At 59.7% G+C, this 14,863-nt stretch carries 11 protein-coding genes, 1 other RNA gene and 1 pseudogene; 7 read left to right on the forward strand and 6 right to left on the reverse strand.

Annotation, left to right across the window (positions count from 1 at the left end):
• Window positions 1–31: 31 nt before the first annotated feature.
• Window positions 32–640 (forward strand): annotated as a pseudogene (locus H2O65_RS10650) (DNA-formamidopyrimidine glycosylase family protein); the annotation flags it as partial.
• Window positions 641–688: 48 nt separating this feature from the next.
• On the opposite strand, the gene H2O65_RS10465 reads toward H2O65_RS10650, so the two are convergent.
• The gene (locus tag H2O65_RS10465) at window positions 689–1,474 is read right to left on the reverse strand and encodes a DNA-3-methyladenine glycosylase I (RefSeq protein ID WP_259349577.1); all 786 of its coding nucleotides are present in this window, start codon (window positions 1,472–1,474) and stop codon (window positions 689–691) included.
• Window positions 1,475–1,648: 174 nt separating this feature from the next.
• On the opposite strand from H2O65_RS10465, the gene H2O65_RS03730 reads away from it, so the two are divergent.
• The 4 genes from H2O65_RS03730 to H2O65_RS03745 all read left to right on the forward strand — a co-directional run bounded on the left by H2O65_RS03730 (window position 1,649) and on the right by H2O65_RS03745 (window position 6,509).
• Complete coding sequence (locus H2O65_RS03730; protein ID WP_182142306.1) at window positions 1,649–2,713, forward strand: zinc-binding alcohol dehydrogenase family protein; 1,065 nt, start codon at window positions 1,649–1,651, stop codon at window positions 2,711–2,713.
• A 210-nt stretch (window positions 2,714–2,923) separates the two neighbouring features.
• Window positions 2,924–4,828 (forward strand): chorismate-binding protein, encoded by a 1,905-nt coding sequence (locus H2O65_RS03735; protein ID WP_220458784.1) that lies wholly within the window; start codon window positions 2,924–2,926, stop codon window positions 4,826–4,828.
• An 89-nt stretch (window positions 4,829–4,917) separates the two neighbouring features.
• On the forward strand, window positions 4,918–5,787 hold the full coding sequence (locus tag H2O65_RS03740; protein WP_182142314.1) for a Nif3-like dinuclear metal center hexameric protein: 870 nt from the start codon (window positions 4,918–4,920) through the stop codon (window positions 5,785–5,787).
• Window positions 5,784–6,509 carry a zinc ribbon domain-containing protein gene (locus H2O65_RS03745; RefSeq protein WP_182142316.1) on the forward strand — a complete coding sequence of 242 codons (726 nt, stop codon included), beginning with the start codon at window positions 5,784–5,786 and terminating at the stop codon, window positions 6,507–6,509. The genes H2O65_RS03740 and H2O65_RS03745 overlap by 4 nt, the downstream gene beginning before the upstream one ends.
• A gap of 243 nt (window positions 6,510–6,752) precedes the next feature.
• Here H2O65_RS03745 and rnpB read toward each other — a convergent pair.
• The 5 genes from rnpB to panB all read right to left on the reverse strand — a co-directional run bounded on the left by rnpB (window position 6,753) and on the right by panB (window position 10,786).
• Window positions 6,753–7,139, reverse strand: an RNA gene (gene rnpB / locus H2O65_RS03750) — RNase P RNA component class A.
• A 68-nt stretch (window positions 7,140–7,207) separates the two neighbouring features.
• Window positions 7,208–8,170: a nucleoside hydrolase gene (locus H2O65_RS03755; protein WP_182142318.1), complete on the reverse strand. Its 963-nt coding sequence runs from the start codon at window positions 8,168–8,170 to the stop codon at window positions 7,208–7,210.
• A gap of 5 nt (window positions 8,171–8,175) precedes the next feature.
• Window positions 8,176–8,955, reverse strand: a complete 780-nt coding sequence (gene ppgK, locus H2O65_RS03760; RefSeq protein WP_182142320.1) for a polyphosphate--glucose phosphotransferase — start codon at window positions 8,953–8,955, stop codon at window positions 8,176–8,178.
• 48 nt (window positions 8,956–9,003) lie between these two features.
• A complete protein-coding gene (gene map / locus H2O65_RS03765; protein ID WP_259349604.1) occupies window positions 9,004–9,888 on the reverse strand; it encodes a type I methionyl aminopeptidase in 885 nt (294 codons plus the stop codon).
• An 85-nt stretch (window positions 9,889–9,973) separates the two neighbouring features.
• Window positions 9,974–10,786 (reverse strand): 3-methyl-2-oxobutanoate hydroxymethyltransferase, encoded by an 813-nt coding sequence (panB, locus tag H2O65_RS03770; RefSeq protein WP_182142644.1) that lies wholly within the window; start codon window positions 10,784–10,786, stop codon window positions 9,974–9,976.
• A gap of 191 nt (window positions 10,787–10,977) precedes the next feature.
• Here panB and pheS point away from each other — a divergent pair, with 191 nt between their 5' ends.
• The gene (gene pheS / locus H2O65_RS03775; RefSeq protein ID WP_182142645.1) at window positions 10,978–12,078 is read left to right on the forward strand and encodes a phenylalanine--tRNA ligase subunit alpha; all 1,101 of its coding nucleotides are present in this window, start codon (window positions 10,978–10,980) and stop codon (window positions 12,076–12,078) included.
• A gap of 1 nt (window position 12,079) precedes the next feature.
• A complete protein-coding gene (pheT, locus tag H2O65_RS03780; protein ID WP_182142322.1) occupies window positions 12,080–14,800 on the forward strand; it encodes a phenylalanine--tRNA ligase subunit beta in 2,721 nt (906 codons plus the stop codon).
• The last annotated feature ends 63 nt before the right edge of the window (window positions 14,801–14,863 follow it).

The following is a 14,863-nucleotide window of genomic DNA, read 5'->3' on the forward strand; positions in this document are numbered from 1 at the left end:
AAATAGCTAGGGAAGAGAGGGGAGTGAAGGAATGCCAGAAGGCGACAGCGCATATCGCGTGGCTGCGCAGCTGGGGAAAGCACTCCAGGGCGCAGCACTCACGCAGTTTGAGATACGCACCTCCGCTTTGGCAACGGCAGACCTAGCAGGGGAAAGCGTCACGTCTGTGGAACCCTTTGGTAAGCACATATTCGTCCGGATTGGGCAGTGGTCCCTGCACTCCCACATGCTGATGGACGGGACTTGGCACATTTATAAGCCGGGCGCCAGGTGGAGGCGCCCCGCCCATCAGGCACGCATTGTTCTAGCGACGGAATCTGCGCAGACTGTTGGCTTCCGAGTCGCCCAGATCCGGCTACTTCCAACAGCCGATGAACACACCGTGGTGGGCCACCTCGGACCTGACCCGCTCAAGCCGCACTGGGATGCCGAAGGATGCTTTGTTGCCGCAGCGAACATCGCAGCAGACCCCCGCCCGATTCACGTTGCGCTGCTGGATCAGTCCAACGTTGCCGGTTTCGGGAACGAATACGCAAACGAAATGTGCTTCCTAATGCGGATTGACCCCTCGACACCTTCGAACACTGTTGACGCGATGGATTTCATGCGGCTTGGGGCCCGCCTGATTCGCGCAAACCGCAACCGGGTGGAACGCACAACGACGGGTGACACGCGTCCAGGTAGGCGGCTATTCATCTACGGCAGAGCCGGTCGACCGTGCTTGCGGTGCGGAGAGATTATCCGCTTCACACGACTGGGAGCAGACCCGAGCCGGCGGCGGCATGTCTACTGGTGTCCGCGCTGCCAACCTCGTTCCGTCCTCGGCCCATAACCCCGAAGCACCACGCCTGTGTGTCCCGACGAGGTTGGTGTCGACCATGCCGATGCACTGGAAAAGGGAATAGCAGATTCGCGGACCCACGTAGACGAAGCCCAACGATTTCAGTTCCCGCGCCAGCGCAGATGACTGCGGTGACTCAACAGGAACTTCTTCAAGGGCTTGGGGCCGCGGTGTTCTCTCCGGCTGGAAGCTCCACACCAATTTCGCAAGCCCCGGGTTCGAACTCTCGAGCGTGCGCGCATTGTGAACGATTGCCCGCACCTTCCGACCATTACGGATCATTCGCGGGTTTGCTAGCAACGCCTCCACGTCCTCATCTGAGAACAGAGCCAGGGTGGCCGGGTCGAAAGCTCCCAACAGGTCCGCCAGCTCCTCCGCGCGACCCAAAGCGGAACCCCAGAACAGTCCCGCCTGAAGAATCAGTAGCGAAAGGACGCGAAAAACCTGCTTGTCCTGCCACACCGGGACACCCCACTCGTTGTCGTAGTACCGCATCATCGCTGCGTTGCGGGCCGCCCACCGCGGCCGAGCCAACTCATCGGCACCGACAACGACATCGCCGTGCTGGTCACCGCCCTGCCCGTCGCCATCTCTGCGCCCCAACACCGCGAGTTCGTTGGTTCTCTGCAACATGAAAATACCCTCCCTCGTAGCCCGGAATGGCCGCGCCCTTGTCCCCGCCCCTACGCGAAGATGCCCCTTATGACGGCATAGTCTTAGTTTTCCCGGTGAGGGTCCCACCGCGCTCAATGCAGAAAAGCTACTGTGGATATCGCCAAGAACACGACGCTGTGGAAGAGAGGGCCCATGACAAGAGAAATGCGTTCATCGATTGCCATGGTGAAGACTGGTAGCGCCCACGCCGCCGGAGTCTTCACAGCTCAGGAAGGCCCTGTGCTACCGCCACCGCGAGGTCGTGACCTGCTGGTTGAGGTCAGGGCTGTATCCGTGAACCCCATTGACTGCCGGATTCGCCGCGGTGCGACAGTTGGGCCCGAAAGTGGTGTACTCGGTTTTGACGCCGCGGGAGTTGTGACGTCTGTGGGGCCCACGACACGTCTGTTCGAGGTCGGAGACCCCGTCTACTATGCGGGCCAAGTAGACAGATCCGGAGCTAACACGAACCAACAGGTAGTGGACGAACGGATCGTTGGCCACAAGCCGAAGAATGTCTCGTTTGCCGAGGCTGCAGCCCTTCCACTTACTGCCCTGACGGCATGGGAGGGCCTCTTCGACAAACTGCGACTCACCTCGGATTCGGTTGGCACGCTCCTTGTTTTGGGTGGTGGAGGCGGCGTGGGCTCCATGGTGATTCAGTTGGCTCACGCCCTCACGGACGTGCGAATCATTGCGTCTGCTTCGCGCCCGGAGACGAAGCGTTGGGTGAGGGAACTTGGCGCACATGTCAGCGTGAATCACTCATCTGAAAACCTGGAGGAAGAGATCCGCCGCGCAGCTCCCGCGGGTGTCGACTACGTGTTTTCCACCCATTCCGCCGGAATACTCCCGCTCCTGGCGCGTGTTATGAACCCTTTCGGGCAGATTGTGGCGATTGACTCTGCGCCCGAGGACGACTTCCAAGTCCTGAAACCCAAGGCGTTGACATGGCATTGGGAGAACGTCTTTGCACGCGCCGTGCATGGCGCCCTCGACATCACCAACCAGCACAGGGTGTTGGATGCCGTCGCCGACCTGGTTGAGGCACGCAAAATTCGTCCCACCATGACACAGGTATTCCACGGCGTGAACATTGCGAATCTCCGGGAAGCCCACCGCCGCATCGAACTTGGACATACTGCGGGAAAGATCGTCCTCGTCCGTGACGATGTGCCAAAAAATGGCCTGATACCGCGCGGGTTCAAGATGCAGTGAGAACCTCGGTGAGCACCCGGTTTCTGAGACACCCGTCCGTCAGGCGTGTCACTGGTCTAAAGTCATTCAGTGATGAAGATGCAGAGCAGTGACTGGTGGCTGACCTAAACGGTCGCCAATCATTGACGGCCGCCCAAAAGAGGCAGGCTATGCAATCTGAGGGCGGCGAACCCGGGGGACAATGTTCAACCCGGAAGGAAGGACGCCCCAATGGAAGCGACCACCAACTTTGAGAAGGACATGACTGTCCTTCCTGATGCCGTCGCGGAGCTGCTGGATCCGGCCTCGGACAAACCTGTGGCGATTGTCCGTCGGCAAGATGACGACGTCGCCGTCGTGTTGACAGGGACGGTGGGCAGCGTTGCCCTGCTTGCTGAGATACCGTTGGACGGCCCCGACGTCCTCGCCCTCATTCCCTTCCACCAGATTCGTGAGAGGGGTTGGGAAGCGCTTGCGGGAGAGGAGCAGCTGCTTTACCTACAGGTCACATCACGTTGGGAAGTCCCTCTTCAGCCGCTCCTAGACGCACTGCCACCTTCGCCACCGAAGACTGAGGATATCGGTTTCGCCGTTTCAGACGAAGAGTATGCGGACGAGGTCGGACGGATCATTTCTGACGAAATCGGCCGCGGTGAAGGAGCAAACTTCGTCATTCGCCGTGACTACCGTGCCCACACCGATGCGCCAACGCGCGAAGCTGTGTTGGCATGGTTGCACGCACTTCTCAGTTTTGAAGCCGGCTCGTACTGGACGTTTGCTTGGGTTGGGGGAGGCGTCGCATGTGCGGGGGCTTCCCCGGAACGCCATGTTTCCGCCGAGGACGGCACCGTCCTCATGAACCCAATCTCCGGCACATACCGCCACCAGCCTGACGCCCCAACGGTGGAGGCCCTTCTGGAATTTCTTGCGAACCGTAAGGAATCCGAAGAACTGGTGATGGTTGTCGACGAGGAACTGAAGATGATGTCGGCCGTCTGCCCGGGCGGTGGTGTCATGCGGGGCCCCTACCTGAAGCCCATGACCCGGGTGACGCACACCGAGTACTTACTAGAGGGCAGGTCCGACCTCGACCCACGCGATATCCTCAGGTCCACCATGTTTGCGCCCACGGTGATTGGATCACCAATGGAAAGTGCGTGCCGGGTCATTGCTCGTCATGAGACCAGCGCACGCGGGTACTACTCAGGTGTCCTCGCGCTGTTTGAATCAACGCCTGCAGGGTACCGTTTGGATGCGCCAATACTGTTGCGGACAGCGTTCATCGACGAGGACGGTGACATCACGGTTTCGGCTGGAGCCACGTTGGTTCGCCACTCCGATCCGCTGAGCGAAGCACATGAGACGCGTGCGAAAGCGAGCGGAATGCTCACCGCGTTGGGGCTTTTGCCGAGGGCGGGGCATACAGCGGCGCAGTCTGGTATCCAGGCTCCGTCTGCATCTCCGACGGCTCACATGGTGAATCTACCTGAGGTTCAGGCCGCCCTCGCCGATCGCAACCGTGACTTGGCCCCATTCTGGCGGGATGCGCAAACACCGCGCGGGGAGCTTTCCGGGTCTGCTTTGCTTGTGGACTGCGGTGATGACTTCAACCAAATGCTTGCCCACCAGCTGCGTCACCTCGGGCTTGATGCCGACATCGCCTCTTGGAAGGACGTGACGGGCTTCGAGGATGTCGATCTGGTGGTGTTTGGCCCCGGCCCCGGGGACCCGACGGACCTTCACGACCCCCGCGTCGTGCGTGTCAGGGAACTTCTTCGTGCCCGCGTTGAGGCGGGCCTGCCAACCGTTGCCGTGTGTCTTTCTCACCAGATCCTCGCAACGTTGGCGGGGCTCCCCATCGAGGTGCTTCCTGAGTCGCGCCAAGGTCTACCTCTGCGGGTCAGCATCCTTGGAAGTGAAGGGTTGATTGGCTTCTACAACACGTTTGCTGCGGTTGCCGAGGACGGGAGCATGACTCCCGACCTCAACCTCACTGTTGAGGCGGATTCGACGACGGGGATCGTCAACGCCCTCGTCGGAAACCATGTTGTTAGTGTTCAGGGACATCTTGAGTCGGTGCTGTCGTACGATGGTTTTGACGCCCTAGGTGCCGTTGTGGAGCGTGCACTTCGGTAGGCTGAGGCAAAGAGACCTGCCGGGTGGGCCAAATGGCGTTGATCGGCAAACCGTCTGACGTGTGCGTATAGGGGTGGAAGCGTGACGAAATGCTAGAGGTCGGCACAGTAGCCGGGTGGATGCAGGAATGGTATCCACCAGCAACTGCAGAGGCGTGGGATCGTGTCGGGCTGATTAGTGGATCGCGAACCACGCCGGTTACCCGAGTGTTACTTGCTGTTGATCCGGTCGAAGCGGTTGGGGAGCAGGCCCGTGCGCTTGGGGCACAAATGGTCATTACCCACCATCCCCTCTACTTGCGCGGAACCTCTTTTGTGTCCGAGGACGATGCGAAGGGGCGCTTGATCGCGGGCCTGATCAGGTCCAACATTGCTCTGCTTAATGCACACACGAATGCCGATGTGGCGCGCGGTGGTGTTGCTCAAGCACTTGCTGACCTGGTTGGAATTGTTGAAACCGTCCCGATGGTTCCAGTGGCCGATGACCCGACGGTTGGTTTGGGCCGCATTGGTAGGCTCCCGTCACCCATGCGCCTCGGGGACTTTGCGGACGTGGTTGCGAGCGCGCTGCCCGCTGGCCCAAATGGCATCCTGGTGGGCGGGGATCCCGACCGCCTGGTGACTTCCGTGGCGGTTTCGGGAGGCTCAGGGGATTCATTCCTCGCGTTAGCAGGTGATTTGGGGGCGGATGCGTATGTCACGGCTGACCTGCGTCACCATCCGGCCTCTGAACACTTGGAAGAGGGTGGGCCTGCACTGATCTGTGGATCTCACTGGGCTACGGAATGGCCGTGGCTTCCCGTCCTCGCACGTCAACTTGTAGATCGGGCGGCAGCCGAGGGGGAGCAACTGGAAGTTGTGGTCTCCCAAATCTGTACTGAACCATGGTTCGAACATCTTGCAACGACAGGTTCGACACAGGACCTCGTCACAATGCCTAACGAAGGGGCACCAGCGTGAAAGTAACCCATGCGGACCAATTGACACTGCTGGAACTGCAGGAAACTGACTTGCAGATCTCGAGGTTGGGTCATCGCATTCAGTCAAACCCGCTCCACGAGAAGTTGCGGGAACTGACGGGGCGTGCGGGGGATTTGCACCGTTCCGTTATTGCTCAGTCAGCAAACCTTGGTGACCGGCAGCGCAAGATTGCTGATGTTGAGGCTGAGGTGGCGAAGGTTGAACAGCGCCGCGTAGTCCAGCAGCAACGTCTTGATTCCGGCAAGGTAGGGATTCGCGATATGAGTGCCGTCGAGCATGAGATCAAGAAGATCCATGACCGCCGGCAACAGCTTGAGATGGAGGTCCTCGAACTACAGGAGGACTACGAGAAGCATGAAGCGTTTCTTGCAAAGACTGAGGCAGCAGTGAGTGCACTCGCTGAGGATGAGGCGAGGACGCGCGAGCAGTTGGCTGCGGATATTGCGGAACCTGCGGCGGAGTTGGCCGCGGCGGAAGAGACGGCAACGGCTCTGCGCGCACAGCTTCCGGCGGCGGTCTTGGATGAGTACGACCATCTCAGAGGTCGTTTGGGGGTCCTGGTGGTGTTGCGGTTTGAGGAGGGGCGGCTTGTAAATGCCCCCCTTGAGTTGAACCATGCTGAACTTGCGGCCCTGACCCGTGCCCCGAAGGATGAGCTGTGGGAGGCGGAGGACTCGGGGTATTTGGTGGTGCGCGTCTAGCGGACTGCTCCCGGGCCCGAACCCGGGCTCAGCGGGTTTCGCCCCCAGCTGGAACCTGCAGAAACGGTGCTCTACCCCGTGTCATAAGGGAGCTACTTGAGCCATACGGAGCCGGTTAGGCTTGCGTAACGGTGTAATCCCTGGCTGCGCTGGGCCTATCGGGCTCCGCATGGCGTAACCAGCTCCGCAATGCGGCTCTTCATCGAAGGGGCTACAGCCCCGTCTGCGAAGAAGGGGCTTGTGGTGGTGAGTTGGCCGATACGCCGGGTTCTGTAGGCGCTGCGCCGAAGCACAACGCTGGCGACCATTCATCTAGGGCTTACGTTGCCGTAAGCCTCAAGCGGTCTACCCGAAGGTGGGGAGCGAGCAGCTCCAGCCTTCTGCTTGACCTTGCACCGGGTGGGGTTTACCTAGCCAGCCAAGTCACCTTGGCTGCTGGTGCGCTCTTACCGCACCGTTTCACCCTTACCGCGTCCTCGCCAAGAGACGAGGGCGTGGCGGTCTGTTTTCTGTGGCACTTTCCCGCGGGTTACCCCGGGTGGCTGTTAGCCACCACCCTGCTCTGAGGTGCCCGGACGTTCCTCGTTAGTTTCACTTGCGTGAAGCTCCCGCGGCCGCCTAGCCAACTCACCGATGCAAACTCTACATCGTTGCGGCGATGAGGGCGACACAGCACTGGGGTCAAGGAAGTGCCGGTGCTAGTTCACTTGGGTTGAGGAGGACTGTTCCTGGCCCAAGCGATCGATTGCGTCAACAACCAGGTCCCAGAAACGGTCGGCGTCCAAAGATACGGCCGCCTGGGTATGGCAGTCAGGTGGAATATGCGCTGGTCGCAGTTCCGTCACCGTCATGCCCTGCGTGTGCTCGCCACGAATCTCCACAGAGATTGGTGCTCTCACCGTTCCGACAATCGATGGATCGATGATTCTGGCGACCGCAACTGGGTCATGAACGGGCGGGAAGTCGAAACCCTGCTCGTCGTGATATGCCTGGCGGAAAAAAGCGAACAAGTCCAACACAAACTGGCCAAGAGGGGTGTCAAGCGCCTCGATTTTTGCGGCTACCTCATCTGTGGCAAGCGCCAAGTGGGTAACATCGAGACCGATCATGGTGACCTCCCACGGCGCATCAAAAACAATGTGAGCAGCTTCGGGATCAATCTTGATATTGAACTCTGCGACCGCCGACCAGTTGCCGACGTGCATGCCGCCGCCCATGAGGACGACCTCTTTGACACGGTCAATGATTCGTGGCTCTTTACGGATTGCCATCGCAATGTTGGTGAGGGGACCGGTTGGGACCAGGGAGATGGTCTTTGGTTCCGCCTCCATGATGGTGTCGATGATCAGGTCGACGCCATGGCGTGGGTCAAGCTCCATGGCCGGTTCTGGTAGGTCAACACCATCCAGACCGGAAACGCCATGAACGTCCGCGTCTTCACCTTCCCCGATCAGTGGGCGCACACATCCAGCGGCAACGGGTACATCCGTAATTCCTGCCATGGTCATGATGCCGAGGGCGTTGCGGGTTGTCTTCTCAAGGACCGCATTGCCACCCACAGTTGTGACGGCAACCAGTTCAATATCAGGGCTGCCGTGTGCGAGCATCAGAGCGATGGCATCATCGTGCCCGGGATCGCAGTCGAGGATTATCTTCTGCATGTCTCTCAGACTCCGGGGGCCGTTGGGACATTGTTCTTGGCCTGCTCGTCGGCATAGACTGCCGCGCCAACGATGCCGGCAGTGTTGCGCAGAGCAGCCGGAACGATCGGGCACTTCAAGTCCAGCTTGGGCAGGAACCTGTCGTGCTTCTTGGAGACGCCGCCACCGACAACCATCAGGTCGGGGGAAAAGAGCATCTCGATGTGGCTGTAATACCGCTGCAAACGTGAGATCCATTCTTCCCAGGAGAGATCTTGCTTGACGCGTTGACTGGCTGCGGCATGTGATTCCGCATCCCGACCATCCAATTCAACGTGACCCAGCTCAGTGTTGGGAACCAGGATTCCGTTATAGAGCAGGGCGGAGCCAATTCCAGTGCCCAGCGTCGTGACGATTACGGTCCCGGCCACGCCTTTTGCGGCACCAAAGTAGTATTCGGCGACGCCTGCCGCATCTGCGTCATTTAGTACCGTGACTTGGTGACCTGTCACCTCCTGGAAGAGTTCATCAGCATTGATTCCGGTCCAACTCTGGTCAAGGTTAGCGATGAACGGAATGACACCGTGGAGGACGGGTGCGGGAACTGTAATGCCGATGGGGACTTCCGGGGCGGCTCCCAGCTCATCAATAATGGTCTTGCAGATCTTGGCTACAGCCAAAGGCGTTGAGCTTTCCGGGGTGTCATAGCGAACTCGTTCCCCGATGAACTCTCCCTTGTCGAGATCTACAAGAGCGCCTTTGACTCCTGATCCACCAATGTCAATTCCCACGCCAACACGTGTCATGTCAAAGCCCTTCTGGCAACCCACCATCGGGTGCCCCTAGCAAACCGGCTATGGGAGCGTCAGTATTTCCGCCCCATCTTCAGTAACAACAATAGTGTGTTCATACTGGGCCGTGCGGCCTTTATCCTTCGTCAGAACCGTCCAACCGTCATCCCATTGGTCCCACTCAACAGTTCCAAGTGTGAGCATTGGTTCGATTGTGAACACCATGCCTTCCTCCATCAGGTCCGCATAGAGAGGGGCCGCGTCATAATGGGGGACGATGAGGCCGGAGTGGAAGGCTTCCCCAACACCGTGTCCCGTGTAATCACGTACCACGCCGTAGCCGAAGCGCTTCGCATACGCGGTGATGACTCTTCCGATGACGTTGAATGGGCGGCCCGGCTTGACGGCCTTTATTCCGCGCATCATTGCCATGTACGTCCGTTCCATCAGCAGTGCGCTCTCATCATCGATGGCGCCGACACCAAACATGCCGCAGGTGTCGCCGTGAACGCCATCCTTGTAAGCGGTGATGTCGATGTTGACGATGTCGCCTTCCTCCAGAGGGCGATCATCGGGGATGCCGTGGCAAATCACCTCATTGATTGACGTGCAGCACGCTTTTGGGAAGCCCATGTATCCCAGACATGACGGATATGCGCCAGCCTCAATGATGAAACTGTGTACTGCCCGGTCAATCGCATCGGTGGTCACACCGGGCTGAACTAGGGATCCCGCAAGTTCCAGTGCTTGGGCCGCGATCCGTCCCGCCTCGCGGATCTTGAGAATCGTTTCTGGCGATTTCACGTCCGAGGTTGTCACAACTTCGGGCCCATCGTGAAACATGTACTCAGGCCGGTCGATGGATGTTGGCACGGGCAGCATCGGTGAGACCACCCCCGGGGTAAGCGTCCCCAGCGGTGCTCGCATTGCTCCGGTTGCTTCAACCATCATCGACTTCCTCTCTGCAGCCCAAACGAAACAGGTCTGAGCTTCACTCCACAATCAAAAAACCGCCTACAACGTGCGTATCTATCTACTCAACGCGGTAGTTGTCAGGCCCCGGAAACGAGCCCTGCCTAACAGCACCAACATACTCCGCTGCAGCGCGCTGCAGTTGCGCTCCCAGTTCACCGAAGCGACGTACGAAGGATGGTGTCCATTCGGTCATTCCAGCCATGTCCGACCAAACCAGGACCTGCCCGTCACACCTGGGACCCGCACCGATGCCGATGGTTGGAACCTTCAGTGCCTTCGTAATCTCTTTAGCTAGTTGAGCTGGAACCATTTCGAGGACGATTCCAAAAGCGCCGGCATCCTGCAGCGCCAGGGCATCCGCCCACAGCCGTTCCCCTTCCGATCCGCGTCCCTGAAGTCGCGGACCGCCGAGTGCATGCTCAGACTGAGGTGTATACCCGATATGGCCCATGACCGGGATTCCGCCCGCAACCAGCATTTCTATGGCGGGCACGCGTTCCGTGCCACCTTCGAGCTTGACCGCATGGGCACCCGCCCTCATCAACCGGGCCGCCGTCTGAAAAGCTGCTTGCGGTCCCGTTTCATAGCTGCCGAACGGAAGGTCCGCAACGATCAGTGGTCGTGATGTCGATCGGGCTACCGCGCCCACCGCACGTTCCATGTCGTCCACGGTGACTTTGAGTGTTGAGTCGAACCCGAGCGTCACGTTCCCCAGGGAGTCACCGACCAGAAGCATATCGACACCGGCCGCTTCAAGTATGGGGGCGATGAGAGCGTCGTACGCGGTGAGCATGGTCAGGGGGCGGCGATCCTCTTTCGCCTGTTGCAAGTGGTGCAAGCGAACCCTGCGTGGTTGGTCAGTTGATGTCATGTCTTCCACCTCCACAACTATCTTGTCACGCACCTCCGACATTTCCAGTGTGCTGCGCTTCGCTCTCTCAAGATTGGGGCTCTGTCGGTTGATGTCGGAAGGGACAGTTAGAGTAGTGACGAAGAAAAAGGGAACAGTTGGGCGACGTCGTGTCGCCGGTTCTTTACGGATTTACGAATGAAGGGACGTTCATGCCGATCACAGGCGACGCTCTCAATGCCACGCAACTAGACCCACGCGATGGCGAAGCCATTTCAGCGTGGGTGGATTCTGCACGTGCGCTCATTGACGCAGCCGGTTCTCCGGGCGATCTGCGGGATGTCAAGATCGAAGTGTTTGGTGACAAATCCGCCCTCGTTCTTGCCAACCGGATGATCGGCAAGATTGATGCTGGTGAACGTGCGTTGGCGGGGCAAAACCTAGGTGCGGCACGCAAAGAGCTCACTGCCGCATTCGACGCCCGTAAGGAAACTGTTGATGCGCAGGCCCAGGCGGAAGTCCTTCGCTCCGAAGGCGTCGACGTTACCGTTCCCACCCGTCGCACCCCCACTGGTGCGCGTCATCCGCTGGAGCTTCTGATTTGCCAAATTGAAGACTTCTTCCTCTCCATGGGTTGGCAGATTGGTGAGGGTCCGGAAGTTGAACATGAGTGGTTCAACTTTGATGCACTGAATTTTGATGCCGATCACCCAGCCCGCCAGATGCAGGACACCTTCTACATTGACGGGACCACCGTCGGTGGGGCGGACGAGGGCGATGGGGCGCTGGTGATGCGCACCCATACTTCCCCGGTTCAGTCACGCGCACTGCTCGAACATGGGGTGCCTCTTTACACAGCAGTCCCCGGTAAGGTCTTCCGCAGTGATGCGCTGGACGCTACCCACACGCCGGTATTCCACCAGGTGGAGGGGCTCGCGATTGACAAGAACCTGACTATGGCCGATCTGAAGGGAACGCTGGACCATTTTGCTCGCGCCATGTTTGGCGAGGGCGCAAAGACACGGCTCCGTCCCTCCTTCTTTCCCTTCACCGAACCCAGTGCTGAGATGGACTTCTGGTTCCCGCAGAAGAAGGGTGGACCAGGGTGGATTGAGTGGGGCGGATGCGGCATGGTCAACCCCAACGTCCTCGTCGCCGCAGGCCTGGACCCCGACGAATACTCGGGTTTCGCCTTCGGGATGGGCTTGGAACGCACACTGATGCTGCAACACGGAATCTCGGACATGCATGACATTGTCGAGGGCGATTTGAGGTTCTCGCGCCAGTTCGGACTGTTCGGAAAGGGACAATAACATGCCTTACATCTCTCTTTCTTGGCTGCGTGACCACGTTGAAGTTCCCCAGGACTCCACGACAGACCAACTTGCGGAGGCCCTGGTAAAGGTAGGAATAGAAGAGGAAGAAATCCTCCCGGCTGCCGTAATGGGACCTCTGGTGGCAGGAAAAGTCCTCTCCATCGACACTTCCAGGCAGTCCAACGGCAAAGACATTAACTACTGCCGTGTCGATGTTGCGCAGTACAACGACGCGCCCGGGACTGGCGTTGAAAAGTCGGATTTGCCCAGCCGCGGCATCATCTGCGGGGCCCACAACTTCTCAGTGGGGGACACGGTCGTCGTTGCGCTTCCCGGCGCCATCTTGCCGGGGCCCTTCCCAATCGCATCACGCAAGACATACGGCCACGTCTCGGACGGCATGATCTGCTCTGAACGCGAGCTCGGGCTAGGTAACGATCACGACGGCATCATCGTCCTTGACAAGCGCTTCTCAGCAGCAGATTTGCCCGCTGCGGGGACGGACATGATTCCCCTCCTCGACCTCGGCGAAGAAGTTCTGGAAGTCAACGTAACACCAGACCGGGGATACTGCTTTGCTGTGCGTGGATTGGCGCGCGAATACGCTCATTCCACCGGCGCCAAGTTCACGGACCGTGGCCTGGAATCTGCGATAGATGGCCAGTTGCCACAGTCAAGCGAAGGGGCGTTTGAAGTCCAGGTGGCTGAAGAATCCATCCTCGAAGGGCGTGTTAGCGCCGACCGGTTTGTAACCAGAATTGTGCGCGGGATTGACTCATCCGCGCCGACACCGGACTGGATGCGAAAGCGGCTTGAGCAGGCCGGCATGCGTTCCCTTGGACTCGCGGTTGACGTCACAAACTACGTGATGCTCGATCTGGGACAACCCCTGCATGCCTACGACCTCCGCGCAGTCCAAGCCCCTTTCGTCGTCCGCCGCGCCAGGGCGGGTGAGCCATTCATGACTCTGGATGGCACGCAGCGGGAACTGGATAGCACCGACATTGTCATCACAGATTCCCCCTCTGGACCAGGAAGCCGCATTGTCGGCCTCGCCGGGGTCATGGGTGGCCTGGATTCCGAAGTGCGCGCCGACACTACCGATGTGGTGATTGAGGCCGCCCATTTCGACAGCGTGTCGATTGCCCGCACATCTAGGCGCCACCGCCTCTTCACTGAATCGTCCAAGCGGTTTGAACGTGGGGTAGACCCCAGGCTCGCCCCGGTTGCAGCGGCGCGGGTGGCGGAACTGCTGGCCGAATACGGGGGAGGGACAATTGACGAGGCCGGCTTCGACCTCAACACCGTGCACACCCCCCAGGCAATCCCAATGGCAGCATCAGAACCGGAGCGCCTCACAGGGGTTGCCTACACGGAAGAACAGATTGTCCACTACCTCGAGGCGATCGGGTGCTCGGTCCACACCACCGAAGCAAATGAGGGTGCAGCCGACTCTGCCACAGCCAACAAGGGAGCCGCAGGCACGCAGTTCCTCGTCGTCCCACCATCGTGGCGTCCCGACCTTGTTGGGCCAGCCCACCTTGTGGAAGAAATCGCTCGACTCGACGGGTACGACAAGATCCCCACTCGCGTGGCGATGGGGCCGGGGTCACAGGGCCTTTCGGAAGCACAGACCGTCCGACGCAACGCGGCTGACGCCCTCGCCAATGCCGGCCTCGCCGAGGTGAAGTCATACCCGTTCGTCGGGAACGCCCACGATCGCCAGTTGCTGCCTGCCGACGACACAAGACGTCAGGCAGTCCGCTTGCGGAACCCGTTGGCTGACGACGCACCGCTCCTGCGCACCTCTCTGCTGGACAGCATGCTTGAGATTGCGGAACGCAATGCGTCGCGTGGAGTCACACCCCTCGCGTTATTCGAGATGGGACAGGTGACACTACCTGCGGGCACGGTTCCTTCTCCGATCCTCGGCGTTGACCGTCGGCCTTCCGAAGAGGAACTGGCTGCACTCCTGAAGGGGGTTCCCTCACAACCGTGGCATGCCGCCGCGATAGTTGGCGGCATGTTCGCGCCTCAGTCTGGGACGCAGCTGGAAGAAGGCGCTCAGCCGCAACTGAACTGGGGCTGGGCAGATGCGATCGACTTGGCACGGCAGGTTGGCGCAACCGCTGGTCTCAAAGTTGAAGCGAGCCGCACCTGGTTGCCCGAGGGGACTGAGACACTGCGTGGCGCACCACTACCCGCGACAGTCGCGCAGCCCGAAGAGGCAGCTCCCTTCCATCCCGCACGCTGTGCGACGCTGTTTGTCAGGGCAGGTAAGGGTTACAAGGTCGTTGGTCGCGCTGGCGAGCTGCACCCCAAGGTGGCTGAAGAATATGGTCTACCGGCACGGAGCGCAGCGATGGAGATAGACCTTGAGGCGATCGCTGCCTTGACGAAACCTGGGTTCCTCCAGGTCAAGCCAGTCTCAACATATCCACCTGTCAAGGAAGACTTGGCTGTCATCGTTCGTGACTACATCACGGAGGCTGACGTTGCCGCAGTGATCAGGCGCGGAGCGGGTCCACTCTTAGAGTCACTCACCCTGTTCGACATTTACCGAGGTGAGCAGATTCCACAAGGTTCCCGGTCCCTTGCATATTCACTCACACTCAGGGCGGCGGACCGCACTCTGCAACCCAAGGATGTCAACGACGTGCGCACCAGGATTATTGGCGATGTTGAGAAGAGGTTGAAGGCAACAGTCCGCACCGGATGAAACTGGTGTGACGCCCACAAACCCGCCTTTCGGTTCCCTGCGCCCAGTAGCGCAGCCGCAAGG

Source organism: Schaalia sp. JY-X169, assembly GCF_014069575.1.
GTDB lineage: Bacteria > Actinomycetota > Actinomycetes > Actinomycetales > Actinomycetaceae > Scrofimicrobium.

Excerpts from the sequence above, each read along its gene's own strand:
- ppgK (WP_182142320.1), bottom strand. The coding sequence starts at position 8,955 with ATGACACGTGTTGGCGTGGGAATTGACATTGGTGGATCAGGAGTCAAA.
- H2O65_RS03755 (WP_182142318.1), bottom strand. The coding sequence starts at position 8,170 with ATGCAGAAGATAATCCTCGACTGCGATCCCGGGCACGATGATGCCATC.
- pheT (WP_182142322.1), top strand. The coding sequence starts at position 12,080 with ATGCCTTACATCTCTCTTTCTTGGCTGCGTGACCACGTTGAAGTTCCC.
- H2O65_RS03730 (WP_182142306.1), top strand. The coding sequence starts at position 1,649 with ATGACAAGAGAAATGCGTTCATCGATTGCCATGGTGAAGACTGGTAGC.
- map (WP_259349604.1), bottom strand. The coding sequence starts at position 9,888 with ATGGTTGAAGCAACCGGAGCAATGCGAGCACCGCTGGGGACGCTTACC.
- H2O65_RS03735 (WP_220458784.1), top strand. The coding sequence starts at position 2,924 with ATGGAAGCGACCACCAACTTTGAGAAGGACATGACTGTCCTTCCTGAT.
- H2O65_RS10465 (WP_259349577.1), bottom strand. The coding sequence starts at position 1,474 with ATGTTGCAGAGAACCAACGAACTCGCGGTGTTGGGGCGCAGAGATGGC.
- H2O65_RS03740 (WP_182142314.1), top strand. The coding sequence starts at position 4,918 with ATGCTAGAGGTCGGCACAGTAGCCGGGTGGATGCAGGAATGGTATCCA.
- panB (WP_182142644.1), bottom strand. The coding sequence starts at position 10,786 with ATGACATCAACTGACCAACCACGCAGGGTTCGCTTGCACCACTTGCAA.
- pheS (WP_182142645.1), top strand. The coding sequence starts at position 10,978 with ATGCCGATCACAGGCGACGCTCTCAATGCCACGCAACTAGACCCACGC.